Here is a 22,308-nt window from a genome sequence, read left to right as displayed (position 1 = left end):
CCCATGACCAAAACCCTTTCTACCTTGAAAAAACACCCAGCCAGACAGACTCCCATGATGCGCCAGTACATGGAGCTCAAGGAACAGACCCCGGACTGCATCCTGTTTTTCCGCATGGGCGATTTTTATGAAATGTTCTTTGAGGACGCCCAGGTGGCCTCAAAGGCGCTATCCATTTCCCTGACCAGCCGGGACAAGGGCCAGCCGGACCCCATTCCCATGTGCGGGGTGCCTCATCGCACCCTTGATTCCTACCTGGCCAAAATGGTGGAGGCGGGCTTCAAGGTGGCGGTCTGCGACCAGGTGGAAGACCCCAAATCAGCCAAGGGTCTGGTGCGCAGGGAAATAACCAGGGTGGTGAGCCCGGGCATGTTCACAGACCCGGAGCATCTTCCGGCCAGGGACAACCTCTTTCTGGCCGCCCTTTGCCTCTCCGCGGGCAAGGCGGGTCTGGCCTGCCTGGACTTGAGCAGTGGAGAGTTTCGGGCCACGGCTGTTGAGGCCGGACCGCCCTTGAACGACGAACTGGCCCGCCTGGAACCGGCCGAGCTGATTCTGGCCGAGTCCCAAATGGAGCATCCCGGTCTTTCCCAGCTCTCCAACCAAGCCGCGGCCCTGCCCCGCACCTCCTATACGGGCAAGCCTCCCACCCCCAACCAGGCCAGAGAGATTCTGGGCCAAAGGCTTCCCATGGAATTGGAAGACGCGCCCAAAGAGGCATTGGCAGCCGCGGCCATGGCCTGGGGCACGGTTTTGGCCACCCAGCGCCGTCAGCCCGAGCATGTGGAAGAGCTCGAACTTTACCAGGTGGAGACCCACCTGATCCTTGACGCCAGCGCCAGGCGCAACCTGGAAATATTCAGGTCCCTTGCCGGAAAGGGGCGCAAGGGTTCGCTCCTACACTCGGTGGACCGAACCTCCTCCCCCATGGGCGGACGGCTTTTAAGGGAATGGCTGGGCTTTCCCCTTACGGACCAGAAACGCATAGAGGCCAGACAACAGGCAGTGGACGAACTGGTCGGCTCTCACATCTCCGGCCAGGTGCTTAAAGAACTGCTGGCCGAATTGCCTGATATGCCCCGGTTGGTGGGGCGGGCGGGCCTGGGCCAGGCCACGCCGAGGGATCTGGCCGCCCTAAGGGACGGGCTCTTGGCTCTCCCTGAGCTGGGGGCAGAGTTGTGTAAGCTCGGTTCACCCATATTTGCCAAGCAAAAAGAACAGATACTTGGTTTAGATGAGCTGGCTGAAACCCTTCGGAAGACCCTTACCGAAAATCCGCCCATCAGCCTGGCCGACGGCGGAGTCATCGCACCGGGGGTTGACCCGGACCTGGATGAACAGCGTTCTTTCAGCACCCAAGGCAAGGACTGGATCGCCTCTTTACAGGCCAAGCTGAAGACCGAAACCGGCATCCCCTCCCTTAAGGTGGGCTTCAACCGGGTATTCGGCTATTACATCGAAGTGACCAAGACCCACCTGAACAAGGTGCCGGAAGACTTTATCAGAAAACAGACCCTGGCGGCCAGCGAGCGTTATATCACTCCGGAGTTAAAGGAGTGGGAATCCAAAGTCCTCGGCGCAGAGGAAAAGGCCCTGGAATTGGAAAAAACACTTTTCCTCAAACTCAGGAGAGAGGTGGCTGATCACAGCCGCCCGCTGATGGCCTGCTCCAGGGCCCTGGCAGTGGTGGATGTGCTGGCCTCCCTGGCCGAACTGGCCCTTTCCAAAGACTGGCAACGCCCTGTTTTAAAGGAAGACGGCCCTCTTGAAATAAAGGCGGGCAGGCATCCGGTGGTGGAGGATATGCTGCCTGAGGGCGAATTTGTGCCCAATGATATTCACTTGGACGACCAGGAGCAGCAGGTCATGATAATCACCGGCCCCAACATGGCCGGTAAGTCCACTATCCTGCGCCAGACAGCGCTTATTGTGCTCCTGGCCCAGACAGGGTCCTTTGTCCCGGCTGAAAGCGCCCGCATTCCGGTCACTGACCGGATCTTCACCAGAGTGGGGGCCATGGACGACTTGGCCGGAGGGCTCTCCACTTTTATGGTGGAGATGACCGAAACCAGCCGCATCCTTAAACAGGCCACCAGCCGTTCTTTGGTCATACTGGACGAAGTCGGCAGGGGCACCTCCACCTATGACGGGCTTTCCATTGCCTGGGCCGTAGCCGAGCATCTGCACAACCTTGATCAAAAAGGGGTCAAAACCCTTTTTGCCACCCATTACCATGAGCTGACCGATCTGGCCGGGGAGTGCCCAAGGGTGAAAAACTACAATGTGGCTGCCAAGGAATATCAGGGCGGCATTGTATTTTTGCGTAAGCTCAAGCCCGGAGGGGTTAGCCGCTCCTATGGGTTACAGGTGGCCAAACTGGCAGGTTTGCCCCAGAATGTATTAGAAAGGGCCCAGGACATTTTAAACGGGCTGGAAAAAAACGGTCACAGTGTAAAACCGGCCCATCAGGACAACAAAACAAAAAAACAATTGCCGCTTTTTGAAACCGCGTTGCACCCGGTGCTAAGATCATTAAAAGAACTGGAAACAGACAACCTCACGCCTGTACAGGCCTTGACCATATTGGATGAAATGAAGCGTGCGGTCTCCTAGGTCAAACCTTTTCATAGCTTTTTTCTGCCTGTTGGCCTGGCTGCTTGGCCAAGGGACTGCTCTGGCTCAAGACGAAAAGGCCATTTATAACCAGATCAAGGCCGATTATAAATGGCTTGTCAAAACCCCAAAAGCCGGAAGCGTCTATCATAACTGGCAGTCCCTGGCTGAGCGTTTTTCCAGGGTTTACACCTCAAACCCCCAAGGCCCCTTGGCCCCGGGCTCACTTTACTGGATGGCCCGCATACATGAGGGGGCCTATGAACGCTTCAAAAGAGTGGAGAACCTCACCGAGGCCCTGGATATCTGCCGACGTCTGACCAGGCACTTTCCCAAATCACGCCTGGCCGATGATGCTCAACTCAGGATCGGACGACTCCTGGAGGCCTCTGGAAAGCCCAAAAAAGCCTACCTGGAATACCTCAGGGTGGTGATGAATTATCCCAATGGGGATATGAAGCCCCTGGCCGAAAAACGCCTGGCAGCCCTGGAAAAAAAGCTGATCAAGGGGGTCTCGGATAAACAGGATAACCGGGAGCCCCAAAAAACCGATTCCAAAGGCCGGGAGGAAACCTCCCCCCTGGCCAGAGTGACGGAACTGCGCCATTGGTCCACCCCCACCTACACCAGGGTGGTCATGGCCTTGGAGCGCCCGGTTCCCTATGACACCCACCTGCTGAAAAAAGATCCGGCCGAGGGCAAGCCCCGCAGGCTTTATCTGGACCTGCAGGGCAGTCGCCTGGGCAAAAAAATTGATGACAAGCACCCCATTGGCGACGGACTCTTAACCGCGGCCCGGGCCGGTCAATACAGCAATGACACAGTCAGGCTGGTTCTGGATATCAAACACTTGGCCTCATACAAGGTTTTCACCCTGGATAATCCTTTCCGGGTGGTGGTGGATTGCTTTGGGCATCAGAAAAAAAACCGCACCGCCTCCCTGGGTAAAAAGAAAAAAGTGCCCAGGGGCAGGGCCAAGGAAGCCCCGCCTGCCATGACCCTGGCCGCCGCCCTGGGGCTGGGCATCAAACGCATTGTCATAGACCCCGGGCACGGAGGCAAGGATCCGGGGGCTATCTGGCGGGGGCTCAAGGAAAAAGACATAACCCTGGATGTGGCCAAACGCCTGGCGGTTCAGTTGAAAAAACGTTTGGGCTGCAAGGTCTACCTAACCAGAACTACGGACAAATTTATTCCCCTGGAGGCCCGCACCGCTTTTGCCAACACCAAAGATGCGGATCTGTTCATATCCCTTCATGTCAATGCAGCGCCGAGTCACCGGTTAAATGGGGTGGAGACCTATTTCCTCAACCTGGCCTCGGACGAGGAGTCCATGCGGGTGGCAGCACGGGAAAACGCCACGACCAAACGCTCCATATCTGATTTACAGGTCATTTTAAATGATCTTATGCTCAATTCAAAAATCAATGAATCCAACCATCTGGCCCGTGACCTGCACAAGGGGCTTTTAAAAACCCTGCGCAAGAGATACAAGGTGCGGGATCTGAAAGTCAAACAGGCGCCCTTTTACGTGCTAATTGGTGCGCGCATGCCCGCTGTCCTGGTGGAGATGGGATTTATCACCAACCAGACGGAACACCGCAGACTGACCGGCAGCCGATATCGCTCTGCAGTGGCGGAGGGTGTGGCCAAGGGTGTGGTGGATTACGCTGAATATCTTAAAAAATACGGCACAAACACCCAAAACTGATCAGCAACAGACCTGCACGGGATTTGAATCATGAACTCCATGCAAAAATATTACCTGCGCTTAAGCCGACCGAGCCTTAGCGACAATACCGCCACCATGGACCGCCTGGCCAAGGGCTTGCGCAAAGAAACGGGAGACTGGCCCCAGATCCCGGTGAAATGTCTTATGCCCTTTGCCGAAACCATCAGGGGAGCGGACTACAAAATCACCGCCACCTTGATGCAATCGGAAAAAGGCGGCATCTTGGTGCAGGTGGAGCCCGGTAATACGGAGAGCGGGCCAATAGACCAAAAATGGTCTGAGGTTGAATCAAACTTCCCGGATAGTGACTGGCCCAGGGACGGTCTGGGCGTGGCCCTTGATATCGGCTCCACCCACCTTCAGGCAGAACTCCTGGAGCTTGCCACTAAAGAGACTTTGGCCAAGGGCACCTGCCTTAATCCCCAGACTGCGGTGGGAGCCGACATTCTGACCCGCATCCACAGCGCAAACACTGAAAACGGCCTTAAATCCCTGCACCTCATGCTGGTGGAGTCGGCCAGGGGACTTATCCGGGAAATGTGCGCGCGGGCAAATCGCGACCACCAGGAAATAAACCTTCTGGTTGCTGCGGGGAACACCACCATGACCCACTTCTTCCTGGGTCTGGATGTACAGACCATCTGCCGGGAACCCTATATTCCGGTGACCAACCGGCCCGCACCCTTTTTCGGGGCGGAGATCGGCCTGGGCCTCAATCCCCGGGCAGTGGTCTGGTGCCTGCCCAATGTGGGCTCTTATTTTGGCGGAGACCTGGTGGCCGGCATTGTGGCCGCAGACCTGCATCTGCGGGAAGACAACGCCATTTTGGTGGATGTGGGCACCAATGCAGAGGTGGTTTTGGGCAACCGGGACTGGCTGGCCGCCTGCGCCGGTGCGGCAGGCCCCGCCCTGGAAGGCGGAGTGGCCAAAACCGGAATCCTGGCCCAGCCCGGAGCCATAGAAGGAATAACCATAGATCCCAAGACCCATGAACCCAGCCTCAAAATCATCCCCGAACCGGATGGAAAAATTCCCAAACCCAAAGGGCTCTGCGGTTCCGGGCTGTTGGATCTTCTGGCCCAACTCTACCTGACCAGGATCATGGATATGCGGGGCAAGTTCGTTTTGCCCGACCATAAACGCATCGTGGAAACAGATGAAGGCCTGGGATATGTGGTGGCCACGGAGGAAGAAACCCAGACAGGCGAGGCCATAGTCTTCACAGAGGTGGAGATAGACATCCTGCTTCGCTCCAAGGCCGGGATGTACACCATTCTACGCACCGTTGTCCTGGAGGTGGGGCTTGGATTTGAGGACTTAAGCGCCTTTTTCGTGGCCGGAGCCTTTGGCAATGTCATCAAACCGGAGACAGCCATCACCCTGGGAATGCTGCCGGATCTGCCGAGGGATCGTTTCCGCTCGCTCGGTAATTCATCCCTGGCAGGCTGTAAAAGACTTCTCCTGGAGCCTGAGACCAGGCCGGATGTGGAGGCGGTGAGCGATCGGCTCACCTATATTGAACTCAACGTGAACCAGGCGCTCATGAACCGGTTCAGCGCTGCCAGGTTCATTCCCCACACCGACGCCTCACGCTTTCCCAGCGTGCCTGTTTTTAATAAATAAAGCTCCCTCCAAGCCAAAACGCCTGTAAGAAAACAGCCCGAAAACAATACGCTTTCGGGCTGTTCATATACTAAAAGCAAAAAACGGGGAAAAATCAGCGTTTATAAACTCCCATGGCATTGAGCCTTTGGTAGGCCTTTTGCGCCACCCACGAACTCGGCGCAAGCCCGGCGGCCTTGCGATAAAAAGAAACCGCCTGTTTTTTTCTGCCGGTCCTTTCCAGGCAATAGGCCAAATACAAAGAATTCTCAGGGCTTTGAGGTAACAGTTTCCGGGCCCTGGCAAAAGAATTGGTGGCGGATTTAAATTTGCCTCCCTGCATTAAGAGCAGGCCTTCCACGTGTTGGCTCAAATAAAGGTTGGGGCTTAGCCTCGCACCTTTTTGGGCGGCTTTGAGTGCGATTTTAGTTTTTTTGCCCTTCATCAGGGCCATGGCCTTTTTGGTATGAAAAAGCCCTTCATCCGGGAATTTTTTTATGGCTTGCTGGTATTGTGTATAAGCCGCCTTCCAGTTCTTTTTCGCTAAAAGGGCATCCCCCTTATCCATGGCCGCATAGGCCGGAGAACGGCGTTTCTGTATGGCCAGGGCGCGGTCAAAGGGCCGCTTTTTAAAGGGCTGGTTGGTGAACCTGGGGTCGGTGCGTAAAACCCTGTTTTGGGCTGTATTGATCCTCTCGGTGGTCAAGGGGTGAGACCGCAGCATAGCCTGGATAGCGCTGGGCGACTCTTTATGCTCATTTAAAAATATCTTAAAGGTGTCGGTCTGCCCCTTGGGGTTGTATCCTGCCCTGGTCATGTATTCATACCCCAGGGCATCGGCCTGCCTTTCCATATCTCTGGAATAGCTAAGCATCAATAGGGAGGCGGCCGTGCCTGCCGCCATCACCCCATACTGACCCCATTCCTCACCTGCCAATACAGCCCCCAATCCAGCCAGGGCCAAACCGGTGAGAACCTGGTTGGTGTATTGCTGGGCCTGATGCCTGGCAGTGACGTGGCCTATCTCATGGCCCAGCACACTGGCCAGCTCATCTTCATTTTTCATCTTGCTGATGAGCCCCCTGGTGATGGAAATCTTACCCCCTGGCAGGGCAAAGGCATTGACCTGGCTGGAATTGACCACATTGAAATCCCAGGGCACCTTGGGGCGGTGGCTCAAATTCGCCAATCTGCCACCGACGTTTTTCACATAGGTCTGCAAAGCAGGATCCTTGGCCGGCAACCCGTTATTCATCTGCGTGGTCTGGGGATAATACTGTTTCCCCATGGCGATCTCCTGGGGGACACTCATAAAGGAGAGTTCATCCTGACCAGTGACCGGATTCATTACACAGGCCTGGGCAAAGGCCAAAAGAAGCAGAACCAGCCACAAACCCAGCCCGCCGCCCAAGGGGTTACACCTGTTAGCTGATTGATTTACATAATTTTTCCTGAAAAAATACTTCGGCAAAACTCTAGACATGACGTTTTCTCACCCCCCCACATACTTTAATGTTGAAGTATAGACCCTCCCAATTGGTCAGGGCAAGAAAACCAGGTCCTCAGGCAACAAGCCTGAATCGGGATCCTGATTTGAGCATAATTCAAGTTTAGCAAAAAATTACACGGCAGCACAGAACCGGTCCAAGGCTTTTGGGAAACCAAGTTTCCGTATGGAAACAAACTTGCGTTAAACCTGTGTTATATATAAAAACATAATCCTGTCAGCGACAAGCTCGGCCTCTATAAAGACAAAATACCCGCAAGCGGAGTATTTTTACTCGGACATGGATTACAGTTCGGACAATTTTGCCGTTTATTTAATTACAACCAATGCGAAGAAATACACCATGTCAGAAAAGATAAGCAGACATCCACGCTTGAACGAAGTGGCCTATAAGGAACTGAAGGAAAAAATAATAACCGGAGAATTCCTGCCCGGTTTCAGGCTTAAAGAAGAATTCCTGGTCAAAATGTTCGGCATCAGCAAGACACCGATCAAACTTGCAATTGCCAAGCTGGAACAAGACGGCCTGGTTGTCACCCTGCCCCGCAGAGGCAGCTATGTTTCTGAAATAAATGAAGAAACAATCAAAGAAATTTTTTCCCTCCGTGAAGTTCTCTACAGTCTGGCTGTAAAGCTCGCTGTCAGCAATATCTCAGATGAAGACTTTGCCAAGCTTGAAAAGGTCCACCTTTCCATGGCCGATGACATTGAGAATATCTCCTTAAAAGACTATATCCAGGGGGACAACCTTTTTCACCACATGATTATCGAGTATTCAGGTAACAGATTACTAAGGGAATGCCTGAACCCCATTATCAACCGTATTGAAATGCTGAAGTACCAGTCCGCTCTTTCCAAGGAAAGGCGGAAACAAGCTTGCCGGGAACACGCCAAAATAGTCGACGCCTTTCGCAAAAACAATCCCCGGGCTGCGGAAACGGCCATGAAGGAGCACCTGGACAACTCCATGAATGCGGTAAAAACAACTATTGCCGGCTAAGTATCTGGAAACGCGGTAAGCGGTCACCATTGGCCGCTGTTCGTCCAACTCCTTAAAACCGATATATTTCTGAAAATCTTTACCCCACCATAAAAATCTTTTATTTTTTCATATCTTTTCAAATAGTTAAGACAATCAGGCAAAGTAAACGCAGCTCCTGATCTAAAAAAAGACGGCGAGTCGTTCCTTTTTTCCTGGAAAAGATTTTAGATCTAAAATATAAGATACTAAAAGTCGAGCTCTGGAGGCCGACTCAAACACCTTACGGAGGCAAAAAGTGCATGTGACCCATCTGGAGTGTTCCAAATGCAAGGCAACCTATGACAGCGACCAGCCGGCCCAGCTCTGCGAAAAATGCGGGGCTCCGCTTTTGGTGCGCTATGACCTTGCAAAGGCAAAAGCCGATCTCAGCAAGGAAAGCCTGAAAAACAGGAAACCGGATCTCTGGCGTTACCGCGAACTGCTGCCGGTGGAAAAAGAAGAAAACATAGTAACCATGGGAGAAGGGATGACTCCCCTTCTGCCCTTGAAAAAAGTTGGTTCTGAAATCGGGGTGAATAATCTCTTCCTGAAGGACGAAGGCATCCTGCCGACGGGCTCCTTTAAAGCCAGAGGCGCTGCGGTTGGAGTGTCCCGGGCCAAGGAATTGGGCGTCAAAGTTTTGGCAATGCCCACCGCGGGCAACGCAGGCGGCGCATGGAGTGCATACTGCACCTCCGCAGGGATAGAGGCAGTGATCGTGATGCCCGAGGATGCCCAGGAAATCAACATACGCGAGTGCCTGGCAACCGGCGGCACCACCTACCTGGTCAAAGGAATTATTAATGATGCTGGCCAAATAGTGGCCCAAGCCGTAAAGGATTACGGTTGGTATGACGCATCCACCCTAAAGGAGCCATACCGAATTGAAGGCAAGAAAACCATGGGCTTTGAGATAGCGGAACAGATGGGATGGGATGTTCCGGATGTTCTTCTCTATCCCACCGGCGGAGGCGTGGGGATCATAGCCATTCAAAAGGCGCTGCAGGAGCTTAAGCAAATAGGCTGGATCGGGGACAAAATGCCCCGGCTGGTATCTGTGCAGTCAAGCGCCTGCGCTCCCATCCCCAAGGCTTGGGAAGAAAAAAAGGCCGAATGCGACTATTGGCAGGACGTCCAAACCAAAATCCCCGGCCTGAGGGTGCCGAAGGCCCTGGGGGATTTTCTTGTCCTCAAAAGCATATACGAAACCAACGGCTGCGCTGTGGCGGTTTCCGACCAGGAGGCCCTGGAAGCCCAGCAAAGGCTCGCCGCAACCGAAGGAACCTTTATCTGCCCTGAAGGAGGCTCAACCTTGGCCGCAGCGGAAAAGCTGGTGGCAAAAGGCTGGATCAAGCCGGATGAAAAAGTTGTCCTTTTAAATACCGGAAGCGGCCTCAAATACCCGGATACTGTTCAGGCCAAACCGCTTTGTATTGATATAAATGACAAATTGCCTAAATGCTAAGGGGAAGCCATCATGACACAAAACAGGAAAAAAATGAGTCTCCCGGCCAAGATGGGAATCGCCCTGGTGCTTGGTGTCATAGCCGGTCTTATTTGGCAATGGGCCGGATGGGATGCGCACGTTTTTAAACCTTTCGGCGATCTTTTCATACGCCTCATCCGCATGATAGTCATCCCCTTGGTTGTCTCTTCCCTGGTGGCCGGCGCGGCCGGTATGGACAACCTGCGCAAACTGGGGCGAGTAGCCAGCAAGACCCTGGGCTACTACCTGATCAGCACCACCATCGCCGTAAGCCTCGGTCTGTTTTTCGCAAACATCTTCAACCCGGGTGTGGGGCTGACCCTGGACGTATCCAAGGAAGTGGTGGTCAAGACTGCCGAAAACCCGGGTATTGTACAGGTGCTTTTGAACATAGTGCCGATCAATCCCCTTGGGGCATGCGCCGACGGCAACCTGCTGCAGATCATATTCATTTCCCTGTTCTTTGGTTTTGCCTTAAGCACCTTGGGTGAAAAGGGCAAACCGCTTCTGAGGGTATTTGAACTCACCATGGATGTGATGATCAAGATAACCCACGTGGTTATGCTCTATGCCCCCTTCGGCGTCTTTGCACTTATCGCCTACACAGTGGGGTTGCACGGATTAAAGGTGATACTGCCCCTGGCAAAGGTGATTGTGATCATGTACGCCATCGCCTTTATCCATGTTGTAATCGTCTACCTGCCGGTTTTAAAATTTATCGCCAAGTACCCAATTAAAAGTTTCTTCAAAGAGATGCGCGAACCGCTTTTGGTGGCCTTTTCCACCTGCTCCAGCGGGGCGACCCTCCCGGTGAACATGGAAGCTGTTCAGCGCATGGGGGTGAGCAAAAGCACGGCCAGCTTCACCATCCCCCTGGGCAACACCATCAACATGGACGGTGCGGCCATATACTTAAGCCTTGCAGCGGTATTTGTAGCCCAGGTTTATGGGGTGTCCCTGGGTTTAAGCCAGCAGCTGACCATCATCTTGATGGGTATTTTGGCATCCATTGGCTCCATTGGGGTGCCCGCCTTCCTTCTGGTTGTTATCACCATGGTCTTCACCCAGGTGGGGCTGCCCATGGAAGGTGTTGCCTTGATTGCCGGTATTGACAGAATCATCGATATGGCCAGGACTACGGTGAATATCCTGGGAGACGCCACCGCTGCGGTGACAATCGCCGGTACGGAAGGAGAATTCAAACAACAGGACTTGGCTAACGCTACCTCTCAATCGGCATAACCAGGCCTTTTGCCCCCAAAAAGCCAAGTTTCAAAAGATCCCCTCCTGCAGAAAAAATCTATGGGAGGGGATCTTTCATTGCCCAAAAATTAAAGCTTGGCCTTTACTCTTTCCACCTTACCCATGGCTGTGGATTTTTTATCCCTTCTGTCATCTATACTTATTGTGGTCACAACCCGTTGGGCTCCCTTTTCAAAGGGAACCTCGTGCAGGGTCTTGACAACCTCCAGTATTTCTGCGAGATCACCTTCCAAAATCGTGCCCATGGGGGTCAGATGGTTTTTGATTCCGGTTTTCTCAAGTTCGCGATGAACCGCGGCCACATAATCTGAGACACTGGGGGTCTGAGTGCCCAAGGGCACGATGGTCAAATTCACAATAGCCATCTTTGCTTCTCCTGTTTAGGAAAAATAGGCGTTATAATTCAAGCCGTAACTAACGCGGGTTTTAAACCGCGCCCGCCCGTGCCGGGGAACACCCGACCAAAGGGGGCGGAATTTATTCTATCAGGCCCGGGGCAAAATCAAAAAAGCCGTTCACAGAAAAAAGCGTTTATTCAAGCAGGCAACCACCCGCCTTTGGGGGAGAAATAATGACCAAGACCCCTTCTAAATTTGTATGGTGTCCTATTAACAAGCAAAAGAAGCCCCAGGCCGTCTGCCAAAAAGCCAGTCAGGATCCCAAAAATCCTTGCTGGGGTTGCACTGCCTGGTGGGGTGTAAAAAAAGAGAAATGAAACTGTTGTTTTTTATTTTGTGTCAACCCCGCTATCCTCAAAAGCAACACACTATTTTTTAAAATAGGTTTTTCCCCAATCAGACAAAATCCCTCCGGGCAAACTGCCTTTCGTCACTTCAAATTAACCACTTCGCCAATCGTTCGTCATGGTGTTTGGGTAAATTTAGCCCCATAGAATTATGAGGGTATTATCACTCTGACAACTTAAATAGCCGGCATCTGACCTGTTCTCCAAAGACCAGGTCGGAAGCCCAATCAACTGCACCAGGACCTTTGCAATTAAATAAAAATCACCCCGCTGAAAAAAAATGTCATCCAAAAAGTTTAAATTCAATCAATTGAAACCCTCCATAAAAAAGGCGCCAACCGGTCCATGAAGTTCACCAAACCACACGACTTGCATGAATTTTGCGCCATTATCAAGAGGATATAGTCATGAAAATCGATCTTCATCTTCATTCCAACGCCTCCAAAAGGCCCACCCAGTGGATTCTACAGAAGATCGGAGCGCCGGAGAGTTTCAGTAGACCAAGGGATCTCTACCGGCTGACCAAAAAGCTGGGTATGGATGCCATGACCTTATGCGATCATAACACCATTGAAGGGTGCCTGGAGATCGCACATTTACCTTCTGTTTTCATAAGCGAAGAAGTTACAAGTTATTTCCCGGAAGACGGCTGCAAGGTGCATGTCCTGGTGCACAATATTGACGAAGCCATTCACCAGGACCTAAGTCATCATAGAAAAAACCTATATGACCTTATTGCCTACTTAAATGACGCAAATCTGGTCCATGCCGTTGCCCACCCGCTTTTTTCCATCAACCATAGCCTCACCTCAGAACACTTGGAAAAATTCATTCTACTTTTTAAAGTCTTTGAATTAAACGGCGCCAGAGACGATGCCCAAAACCAGGTTATTAAAAGGATCACCCGCGGCCTGGACCCGGGGATGATCGATCACCTGGCCAATAAACACGACATGGAGCCTCTTTGCACCAGGGCCTGGGAAAAAACTCTGATTGGCGGATCAGACGATCACAGCTCCCTTAACGTGGCCCGAATGTACACAGAGGCCCCCAAGGCAGAATCATTAGAAGAATTTTTCTCTGACCTGCGCCTTGGCCGGGTGAAGACCAGGGGCCGGGGGTCCACCCCTCGCACCATGGCCCATAACCTGTACGGTATTGCCTATCAATTTTTCAACAGCCGCTTTGACCTGGAAAAATACATCGGCATGGATGTGTTGATGCGCTTTATGGACAAATCCCTGCGCCCTGACCACAAGGCTCCCCAGGGGAGGCTTCTGCACAAGATAATGGGTATGGTGAACAAGCACCGTTTGCGCAAGGAATCAGGCCTGAAAGGGCTCAAAGAGGTGATAAGGCAGGAGAGCCAAAACCTCATTTTGGCTGATCCGGACCTCATGGACCTGATGAATAACGGCGCAAGTCACAAAAAAACCGCGGCCGAAGACCTTTGGTTCAGGTTTGTCAGCCGGGTGACAGACAAAGTGGTGAAACATTTCGCTGAAAGGCTATACGGCCATTTCTCGGGGGCCAATGTTTTCAGTCTGTTTGAGACCATAGGAGCGGCAGGGTCCAACTACCTGCTTTTGGCTCCCTATTTTGTGGCCTTTGGACTTTTCGGCAGGGACCGCCCCTTGACCAGGGAAGTGCAGAGCCGTTTTCTCGGCACTCCCTACCTCAACAAAAAGCCTAAACGCAAGCTCAAGGTGGCCCATTTCACAGACACCTTTTTCGAGATCAACGGTGTGGCCCACACCCTGCGTCGGCAAGCGCGGGTTGCTCAGAAAACAGGCAGGGATCTGACTATAATCACCTGCGGAAGCGGCCAACTCCCTGGTATTGGCCGCATGAAAAATTTTATTCCCATAGCTGTTTATAATTTACCGGAATACCAGGAACAAAAACTCGCCCTGCCTCCTTTTTTGGAGATTCTGGACCATATTCACGAGAGGGAGTACACCTATATCCACTCAGCCACCCCCGGCCCCATGGGCCTGGCGGCCCTGGCGGCGGCCCGGGTGTTGAACCTGCCGATATCAGCCACCTATCACACCGCATTCCCCCAATACACCGCCTACCTGACCGGCGACCAAAACCTGACTGAAGTTATGTGGCGTTATATCCTGTGGTACTACGACCAGATGGACAGCATCTACGTTCCTTCCAAAGAAACCGGCAAGGAGCTGATTAAAAAGGGAATAGATGCCTCCAAGATACGGACCTATCCCAGGGGAGTGGACACGAAAAGCTTCAGCCCTCAATACAGAAACGGCTGGTTTAAAGATAACTTTGGCCTGGATCACTGCCTGAAACTACTCTACGTAGGCAGGGTGAGCCGTGAAAAGGACCTGCCTGTCCTGGTTGCAGCCTATCAGGAAATTTGCCGTCAAAACAGCAGTGTTCACCTGGTGGTGGTGGGGGACGGCCCCTATCTGAATGAGATGCAACAGGAGCTGAAACCCTGGCCGGTCACCTTTACCGGTTATCTTGAGGGCCAGGATTTGGCCGTTGCCTACGCCTCCAGTGACCTTTTTATTTTCCCCAGCACTACAGACACCTTTGGCAACGTAATCCTGGAGGCCCAAGCTTCGGGCCTGCCGGTGGTGGTGACCAACCAGGGCGGGCCCAAAGAAAACATAACTCCCGAAATAAGCGGGTTGGTGGTGCCGGGAAATGATCATATGGCCTTGGCCAAGGCTGTCTTGTCACTGGCAGACAACCCCCAAAGGCTGAAGGAGATGTCTATCCAGGCCCGGCTTTTAATGGAATCCAGATCTTTTGAAAACGCTTTTGCCAAACAATGGAAACTGTACGGCCTGGAAAAAGGCGCCGCGGTCCCGGTCGGTTGAGCTTGCCCAACTTTGAGGGGCTCTACCAATGGACCTTAAAAAGGGCACGGACAACCCGCGCACTCTGGGTGTTGGCCCTGGTGTCTCTATTTGAAAGCTCAATTCTGCCGATCCCCATCGAAGTGGTGACAATACCTCTTTTCATGGCAGATAGAAAAAGGGTCTGGCTGGTGGCCCTGGTCGCCACCCTGGGCTCTGTCCTGGGAGGAATACTGGGCTATGCAATCGGCTATCACCTTTATGAAGGCCTGGGGCGCTGGCTGCTTGAGTTCTATGGCTATCAGAACGAATTCAACAGCCTGCAAGAAAAATTCAGGGAGGCCGGCTGGTATGTGGTCATGGTCGGCGGCATCACCCCCATCCCCTACAAAGTGGTGAGCATAGCAAGCGGTTTTGCCCGGCTTGCCTTTCCCGTGTTCATGGCAGCCTCCCTGGTTTCCCGAAGCCTGCGTTTTCTGGCCTTTGCCCTTTTATTTTATTTTTTTGGGCCTTCTGTACGTTATCTCCTGGGAAAACATGGAGCCTTGTTGGGCTGGGTAGTGTTGAGCCTGCTGATCGCCGGTTTTCTAGTGGTATTTTGGCTATGACTTTTAAGGCTTCATACGTGAAACTCCGCGCTTTACAAAACCGGTTGTGACCTAATCTTAAACCAGCCGCAATCAGGCCTACATAATTTCGCTTTAAACTGTATAGCCAGATTGGGGGCGGAATCCGCCATTTCGGGCCCTTAAAAATCAATACGGCAGACAACCTGAAAAATAAGGCCCCCCCCAAAGCCATTTGAACAGTCTTAAAATGCATAACAGCCATAGCCTAGAGGCATAGGAAATGACAGTTAAAACCGTTATCAAGCAAATGCGCGACCTGAGATACAACAAGACTCCCGGCCAGGTGGTCATCCAATACACAGACCACTGCAACGCCCTTTGCCCACAATGCGGGATGAGAAAAACCAGCCGATTTCAACGTCACACGCTTTCCCGAACACAGGTGCGTCACACCCTGCGGGCAGCGGCCGAAAGGGGAGCTTATGTAGTTTCCTTCACCGGCGGTGAACCGCTTTTATTTTTAGACGAGTTGACGGATCACATAAGGTATGCGGGCAAGATGGGCCTGGAATATATCCGAACCGGCACCAACGGCTTTTTCTTTGCCGGTAAAAACCAGGGAAGACTAACTGCTCGAGTAGAGAGGGTGGCGGATGCCCTGGCCGCCACCCCTTTACGCAATCTGTGGGTGAGCCTGGACTCATCAGATCCTGGAACCCATGAAAAGATGCGCGGTTTTCCCGGCTTGGTGGAAGGCATCGCCAAAAACCTGCATCACTTTCACAACCGGGGAATCTACCCGGCTGCCAACATGGGTATAAACCGCAACACCGGCGGCGAGGCAACCAGAAACTTGGTTCCCAGCGCCTTTTCAAACCAGTCCGAATACTTAGAAGCTTTTTATCATGCCTATCACCAGGCTTTCAGCCGTTTTTTTGATCTGGTTATAAGCCTGGGATTCACCATGGTAAACCTGTGTTACCCCATGAGCATTACAGAAGACGAACACAATCAGGGGCTTGAAGCGGTTTACGCCGCTACGGCCCAAGAGGATATTGTGCGTTTTTCCCGCAAAGAAAAAGCTGTCTTGTTTAAGGCCCTTTTGGAGGTAATCCCGGCTTATCGTGAGCAGATACGTCTTTTCTCGCCCAGAAGCTCACTTTATGCCCTTTTCAGGCACTATGCGGACAGGGCCGATGTATCATACCCCTGCCGTGGCGGGCTCGACTATTTTTTCATTGATGCCAAAGACGGTCATGCATATCCCTGCGGTTATCGGGGAACTGAATCACTGGGCCCTTTGTGGGATCTTAAAACCGAGACCTTTGACGACATAAAGGCCTGCCGCCTGTGCGATTGGGAATGTTTTCGAGACCCGTCCCACCTCCTGGGTCCGGTTTTGGATCTATGGCACAATCCCCTAAAATTGATGCGCACCATAAAAGAAGAACGCTATGCAAGCAGTCTTTGGCTGGAAGATCTGCGGTATTACAAGGCTTGTGGCTTTTTCAATGGGCGCAAAGGGCCCAGGTCGATCAAAAAGATAAGTAAAGCCGCCTAGTTTTAAGGTAAAAAAATATTTAGATGGTGCCCGCATCGATTGGCGAGATTTAAAAAATAGTGCGGACCTTTACTCAACAACTCAGTATGAAAAAATGCGATCAAAATGGAATTGGGGAGAGTCCAATTTAATAGGCCGATCGCATCATCTTTTAATCTGTGTTTATATCTGTATTTTCAATTTACTAATAGTGCATATTCATATCATGCAGCCTAAAAGATTTTCAGTCAAAGATTTAGTGGATCTTACTCTTACTGCGGCTAAAAAACTTCACAAAGGCTGCTCTGAAAAAAATGATCGTCGTAATTAACTTGTTATGATCGCGTTATTGAAGATCCTTTCCAAGTTTTGAAAACTTTCCAGTTCCGCTTTTTCTGGGTTGGTAAAAAGCCTCAGCTCGTAATTACCGGCACGCCTGTCAACCCTGCCGGGAGAACGAGACTATTCCAACACGTATTATAGAGTATATAGGGGCGCGGTATCTAGTAAGTCGTATAAAGGCTGCTCAACAGAGCCCCTGACCATTTCATCGAAATAGACTGGGATTTTACTCTCATCGATATGTATGAAACGCTCAAGAGTTTTGCTCGTACACTTGCTTACCAGCTTGGTGATCTTTTTTGGGGCCGGTAAAACATTCCCCATTTCTATTTGTCTATACAGTGGCCACCGTCTACGAATAAAAGCGAAGAAAACTCACGTTATTTTCTTTTTAAATCTTCCCATTGACTCAAGGGTTGGCCATTTTTTACTGCCACCAGGTTAGAGGTTCTATCAAAGATAGATTCATCTAACTGTCTATCACTCAAAGGGTATTTATTATCTGATAATGCAGTGAAGATATAACGAAACAGATTAACGTGACTAATAGGACCATCAGGCAATTTAATATTTTTTGGTGTCTTAACAGCAAAAAAAGTGCCGAAAAGATCATAACTGACTAATTCTTCGTCCACATCTCGTTCTTTGAGATTCTGATGGAAATCACCATCACCATGCCATACGGATCTATAGCGCCATACACCGTGATCACCGATCCATATAACAAGCGCATTTGGATCTTTATTTATGATATATTCTGAAAGATCAATGATAACCTCGCTGGATTTTTTTAATTTTTCAGTATAGTCTTTCAAATCGCCAGAAGAAATCTGATCCCAGTTAGCGCCAAAATGTCCAGGATATGGATTTTTAAAAAAGGTGAAATATGGCTCATGACTACCGGAAGCTGTAGATATCCTTTCTTTCAGCACAGCGAGTGCGTCCTGGTAAGGGGAGTAAACCCTATCCTTACGCTTTTTCTTCGACCTCCTATATGTCTTAAAGTGAGAGGATAAAAACCTATTAAGTGTCTCGTTTTGAAAAACTTCAAAAACTTTAAAGATTGTTCTTTCAGGGTAGGCATAATCAATAGGAGGCCCGATTAAGTAACAGTAGTCAGAATTGGATATATATTGTATAGAATATCCATTTCGCTTTAACACATCCACTATAGAATTATAACCACGACCACCTATTATCTCTCTAGCTCCCAATGCATCTTCTTTTCCGGTTGAGATCGAATAATAATGATGTTGCATTGAAAATAAGGATACTAAGCTAGTAAGGGTGTTTCTATAATTTGAAAAAACATCCTCGTGAATAGCAAAGCCATATTGGGTTAGTTTTTCTTGGAATTTACTATTATCGAAATTATAAATTTTTTGCAAAGCGTGATTATTCGTATAGGCTTCCAATACCAATAAATATATATTGGGTTTTTTTGTTAACTGTATTTTATCGTTATGATCTTTCCCTGCTGTATACCAGCTGCCAGCAGATGTTCGTGTATTTAAATCATAGTATGCCCATCCCCATTGTATACTAGCGGAAACAGTCAAAATAGCAAAAAATAACAGAAAGGGACTTATACCTTTCTTCCGGTAGATTAAAAATGAAACAACTAATATCAATAAAAATATAGGTAATAGTAGTGTTGAGCTTCCCCCAAGTAAAGATCGATTAAGGGGCTCCAACAAATACATCATTACAGCAAATGAATAAAAAATAGAAATTACCTGCAACAAACGTGACGAAAGAACAATTTTTTTTGATTTTAGCAGAAACACATTCAGTAAAAATATAATAATTTTTGCGCAGAAAAATAAAACCAAGCCAATTAAAAATACAACCGATGGGGTACCAATAAGTAATAGTAAAATTTCTTGTAAAGGATAAAGCGACCAATTATTACTTGCTAGTAATACCGCCGGGTACAAGCCTGAAATAAATACAAGTATGATTACTCTAATATCAAGTTTTCGAAACATGACCATCACCCCAATTGCTTCGTCTTCATTAAGTATATCGTACGTTCTGAATTCTTAACTTCACCATATTTGACAATTTCGAAGTACTCAGAAAAGGTATTTTCAAAATTTTGCTGGGTATAATGGCTGAATATATCTTCACGACTAATAAGTAGTCTTTGGACTTGGGAATCACTTTTGGGGACAAATTCAATTAAAAGCCAATCCCCTAATCTCGAAAAATATTTAGCAATATAGGCAAAAGGTAAATTATTCGAAATTGCAAGATGGTGAATAAGAGCAAGGGCCATGAGCAAATCGGCAGGACCTCGATCTGTTAAAGATTCCCTTTCTTTGGCCGCATATCCTAGCCCAGGACTTGGGTTAGTAAAATCCATAACCAAAGGAAGCATCTCAGCTGGGCCAAACTCACGGCAGTTCAGATAATTCTGTTCTACTGCTAAGGGGTCTATATCAAAACAAACAACCTTAGCACCGGCATCTACGGCCAACTTGCTAAAGACCCCTGTATTTCCACCTAAGTCCCAAACAATACTTGGCGACACAGAGCGCAACATCAAGCTAATAGCCATCTTTTTAGATGACATGGCTTCTTCACTGTAATTAGTATCCGAGTAGTAATCACCCCATTCGGTCTTGAATGATCCTAGTTTAAGTTTACTTATCGAATTATGTAAAGAAGTTGCAATCGCCTTCATTCCTTTTATATCAAGAGCTTTAGTCTTTTCAAGCTTTTCACCTTTATTCGAATATTTAAGTTGCGTTTTAGCATGTAAAAAGAGGTGCAGATCCAAGCCAAAATGTAATTTAGCTTTTACAGGTAAAAGTTTTGAGGCTAAGTCTAGGGGAATACCGTCTATATACACCTTAAGCAAACTGTTAAGTCTTACGTCTGTGTAAGACATTAAAGCGAGTGGAGCCAAAAAATGTCTACAGAACTGACCGTATGCCGGCCAGGCGGTATAATTCTCTGCGATATCAAAAGACAAATGGTCAATAAATATTGGTTTACCTTTTAAGAATTGGATATTATATGCACTGGCATCCTTTAGAATCATGCCCTTATCCAGTGCATCAATATGAATATCAAGGCTTAACAGAGCAGCATCTTTTAGTTGACTAAACGACCATTCATATGGATATGATATGAAATCTATCAAAGCAGGTTTAATGATCTTGTATGGTTGGCAATCCGGTTTTAAATCTAAATCACATTCGTCAAACGGTAGCAATTTACCTTTTTGCATCAAACTTTCAAAGAGCCCTGAAGTTGAAGCCATCTCAAAGCACTCAGCATAGCTTTTATTAATCTGACGATAAATAATACCCTTTTTTAAAAAGACAAAACCGGAAGGATCTCGAAAAGAAGAAAAAACCCGCTCATTTGTCATATCTATTTGCCTTCCCTACTAATCTCCGTATCTTTTTTTTGAGGTTTTTTGAAAAATGTCAAAATTTTCTGCCAAAAAACCTTAACACTAATGCCTAAAGCAAGAGCCGAAGCAACTAAAACTTGCAACAAATAGCTACCTGTTCCCATGTCTAAGTAGGCATAAGCAGGGCTTACTATTAAGCAAAAAATGGACAAAGTTATGCCAACAATTTTCATTACTTTCGCGCTCATTTTCAATTACCTCTGTTTAAAAAAAAACATAATATGCCTATTTTATTACTTTTATCTTGATCAATCTTAAGGCAGATAGTTTTATTTACTTGCTACGGGAAAACCACACCAAAAAAATAATTTTACAATTGGTTTCAAATATAATATCTTTTTTTGTTTTAATTGTCAAACAAAAGGTGTACTTATAGATTAAAATGAAAGGGATCCTGTAATCGCCATATCATCAGCCTTTGTTTTTACAACAAGGCTGCTGAATACACTACCGCCAAAGACCTTAGCGCCCATCGAAATTATCAGAAATACTCACCTTTTTAGCATTACACTTCCATAGCATCTTTCAGGCCCAAACAGCAGGGCTAGGCGGCTTTATTGATCTTATCCATAATAAGTATGTTCAAGATTTTTGCCTTAAAATCCTTATCTATTGAGTTATGTTGTGATCTAATATCTTAAAATTTCATTGGACAATTTATTAGATAAAAATATTCACTAGATGTTGTTGACAAAGACGTTGTTCACAGTTAAACAATCTTAAAAGCGGTGGTTTGCGATTTGAAGCGGTGTCTAGCCGCTGTTGGCTGCAAAAGTAAGTTCATGGTTTGAGCCGCTCTATTCTTTTCTCCGAGTTTCCATAAGTCTGGATGTAAGCTCATTCCTTGACGCTTGTTTGGATGAATCGCTTTACCTTGCCGTTGGTGCAGGGCGTATATGGCCGCGTGGTCACGTGCTTGGCCTTGATGTGGTCCACAGCTGGTATGAACAAGTAAAAACGATAGCACCTGCTAATACCCTTCATTACTCTACTGATGGCCACACCATGCCTTTGGAGCCAGGCTGCGGCACGGATTAGGAAGCAGGTGGCACTGGTTGTTTTTTCGATCGGCAGCACCTCGGTGTAGGCTGTGCGACTGTTATCATCGACGCAGATATGCAGGAATTTCCAGCCTGGGTTACATCTTTTGCCGGAGCGGCCACCGATGGCGCAATGCCCTACACAGTCGATTTTTCACAACTTCTTGATATCAAGATAGCCCATGTCGCCTGGAACCTTGTGCTCGCACAACAGGAATCGGCTCATCCAGACGAGACAGCTTGTTCAAGCCCAAAACCTCAGTTCCAAGTCAACTGTGGAAAGAAGCAGGGAAAGAGAATAGGCATGGCTGGCCCGGTCATCCTCATCCGCCTCATAGCCGCGATGGTGGTAACCTGCTCAACAGGCAACCACTTGGTGCTGTGTAGAGGCTTTGAGCTACGGGTATGCAAAGCTGCCAGGGCCCCCTTGCTTGTAGCGGCTAAGTTTCCTAGTCAAGAAAAGCGTTGACCTTTTGAGACTTTGAGAGAAAGAGTCATGGCCTTCCGGTTAAGATGGTTCAAGCCAAAAGAAACATCTTAATTGGGAAGAAGGACTATGACTCAGAATCAGTACATTGAACCTCCCCCGAATTTGT

Annotated in this window: 14 protein-coding genes; 9 read left to right on the top strand and 5 right to left on the bottom strand. The window is 49.1% G+C overall.

The window, feature by feature from the left end:
* The first annotated feature begins 3 nt into the window (after positions 1-3).
* From mutS to X474_RS19985, 3 genes are read left to right on the top strand one after another with little or no spacing between them, the layout of a single operon-like run.
* On the top strand, positions 4-2,613 hold the full coding sequence (gene mutS, locus X474_RS19995; RefSeq protein ID WP_044351518.1) for a DNA mismatch repair protein MutS: 2,610 nt from the start codon (positions 4-6) through the stop codon (positions 2,611-2,613).
* Positions 2,600-4,324, top strand: coding sequence for an N-acetylmuramoyl-L-alanine amidase (locus tag X474_RS19990; RefSeq protein ID WP_052515443.1), 1,725 nt, complete (start codon positions 2,600-2,602; stop codon positions 4,322-4,324). Before mutS ends, X474_RS19990 begins: the two co-directional genes overlap by 14 nt.
* Before the next feature lie 30 nt (positions 4,325-4,354).
* Entirely contained in the window at positions 4,355-5,968 is a 1,614-nt protein-coding gene (locus X474_RS19985; protein ID WP_044351516.1) for an ASKHA domain-containing protein, read from the top strand.
* Positions 5,969-6,062: 94 nt separating this feature from the next.
* Here X474_RS19985 and X474_RS19980 read toward each other — a convergent pair whose 3' ends face one another.
* The gene (locus X474_RS19980) at positions 6,063-7,358 is read right to left on the bottom strand and encodes a M48 family metallopeptidase (protein ID WP_052515442.1); all 1,296 of its coding nucleotides are present in this window, start codon (positions 7,356-7,358) and stop codon (positions 6,063-6,065) included.
* A 439-nt stretch (positions 7,359-7,797) separates the two neighbouring features.
* On the opposite strand from X474_RS19980, the gene X474_RS19975 reads away from it, so the two are divergent.
* From X474_RS19975 to X474_RS19965, 3 genes are all read left to right on the top strand, one after another.
* Positions 7,798-8,454 (top strand): GntR family transcriptional regulator, encoded by a 657-nt coding sequence (locus X474_RS19975; RefSeq protein ID WP_197282209.1) that lies wholly within the window; start codon positions 7,798-7,800, stop codon positions 8,452-8,454.
* 277 nt (positions 8,455-8,731) lie between these two features.
* Entirely contained in the window at positions 8,732-9,940 is a 1,209-nt protein-coding gene (locus X474_RS19970; RefSeq protein WP_044351512.1) for a threonine synthase, read from the top strand.
* A gap of 12 nt (positions 9,941-9,952) precedes the next feature.
* A complete protein-coding gene (locus X474_RS19965) occupies positions 9,953-11,203 on the top strand; it encodes a dicarboxylate/amino acid:cation symporter (RefSeq protein WP_044351511.1) in 1,251 nt (416 codons plus the stop codon).
* Positions 11,204-11,292: 89 nt separating this feature from the next.
* On the opposite strand, the gene X474_RS19960 is transcribed toward X474_RS19965, so the two are convergent.
* Positions 11,293-11,589, bottom strand: coding sequence for an MTH1187 family thiamine-binding protein (locus tag X474_RS19960; protein ID WP_044351510.1), 297 nt, complete (start codon positions 11,587-11,589; stop codon positions 11,293-11,295).
* A gap of 787 nt (positions 11,590-12,376) precedes the next feature.
* Between X474_RS19960 and X474_RS19955 the strand changes: the two genes are divergently transcribed.
* The 3 genes from X474_RS19955 to X474_RS19945 all read left to right on the top strand — a co-directional run bounded on the left by X474_RS19955 (position 12,377) and on the right by X474_RS19945 (position 16,927).
* A complete protein-coding gene (locus tag X474_RS19955; protein ID WP_044351508.1) occupies positions 12,377-14,818 on the top strand; it encodes a glycosyltransferase in 2,442 nt (813 codons plus the stop codon).
* An 80-nt stretch (positions 14,819-14,898) separates the two neighbouring features.
* A complete protein-coding gene (locus tag X474_RS19950) occupies positions 14,899-15,405 on the top strand; it encodes a YqaA family protein (RefSeq protein WP_197282208.1) in 507 nt (168 codons plus the stop codon).
* Positions 15,406-15,646: 241 nt separating this feature from the next.
* Entirely contained in the window at positions 15,647-16,927 is a 1,281-nt protein-coding gene (locus tag X474_RS19945; protein WP_044351506.1) for a radical SAM protein, read from the top strand.
* A 701-nt stretch (positions 16,928-17,628) separates the two neighbouring features.
* On the opposite strand, the gene X474_RS19935 is transcribed toward X474_RS19945, so the two are convergent.
* Genes X474_RS19935 through X474_RS19925 form a run of 3 tightly spaced genes read right to left on the bottom strand, consistent with a single transcriptional unit; the run spans position 17,629 to position 20,860 of the window.
* Positions 17,629-19,236 carry a sulfatase-like hydrolase/transferase gene (locus X474_RS19935; RefSeq protein WP_156360857.1) on the bottom strand — a complete coding sequence of 536 codons (1,608 nt, stop codon included), beginning with the start codon at positions 19,234-19,236 and terminating at the stop codon, positions 17,629-17,631.
* Between the two features lie 5 nt (positions 19,237-19,241).
* Positions 19,242-20,627: an SAM-dependent methyltransferase gene (locus tag X474_RS19930; RefSeq protein ID WP_044351502.1), complete on the bottom strand. Its 1,386-nt coding sequence runs from the start codon at positions 20,625-20,627 to the stop codon at positions 19,242-19,244.
* A gap of 2 nt (positions 20,628-20,629) precedes the next feature.
* Positions 20,630-20,860 carry a hypothetical protein gene (locus X474_RS19925; protein ID WP_044351501.1) on the bottom strand — a complete coding sequence of 77 codons (231 nt, stop codon included), beginning with the start codon at positions 20,858-20,860 and terminating at the stop codon, positions 20,630-20,632.
* Positions 20,861-22,308: the final 1,448 nt, after the last annotated feature.

This window comes from Dethiosulfatarculus sandiegensis (assembly GCF_000931935.2).
In the GTDB taxonomy this organism is placed as follows: Bacteria; Desulfobacterota; Desulfarculia; order Desulfarculales; family Desulfarculaceae; genus Dethiosulfatarculus; species Dethiosulfatarculus sandiegensis.
The sequence above is the reverse complement of the archived record's forward strand: the minus strand, read 5'-3'. Positions and strand labels throughout refer to the sequence as shown.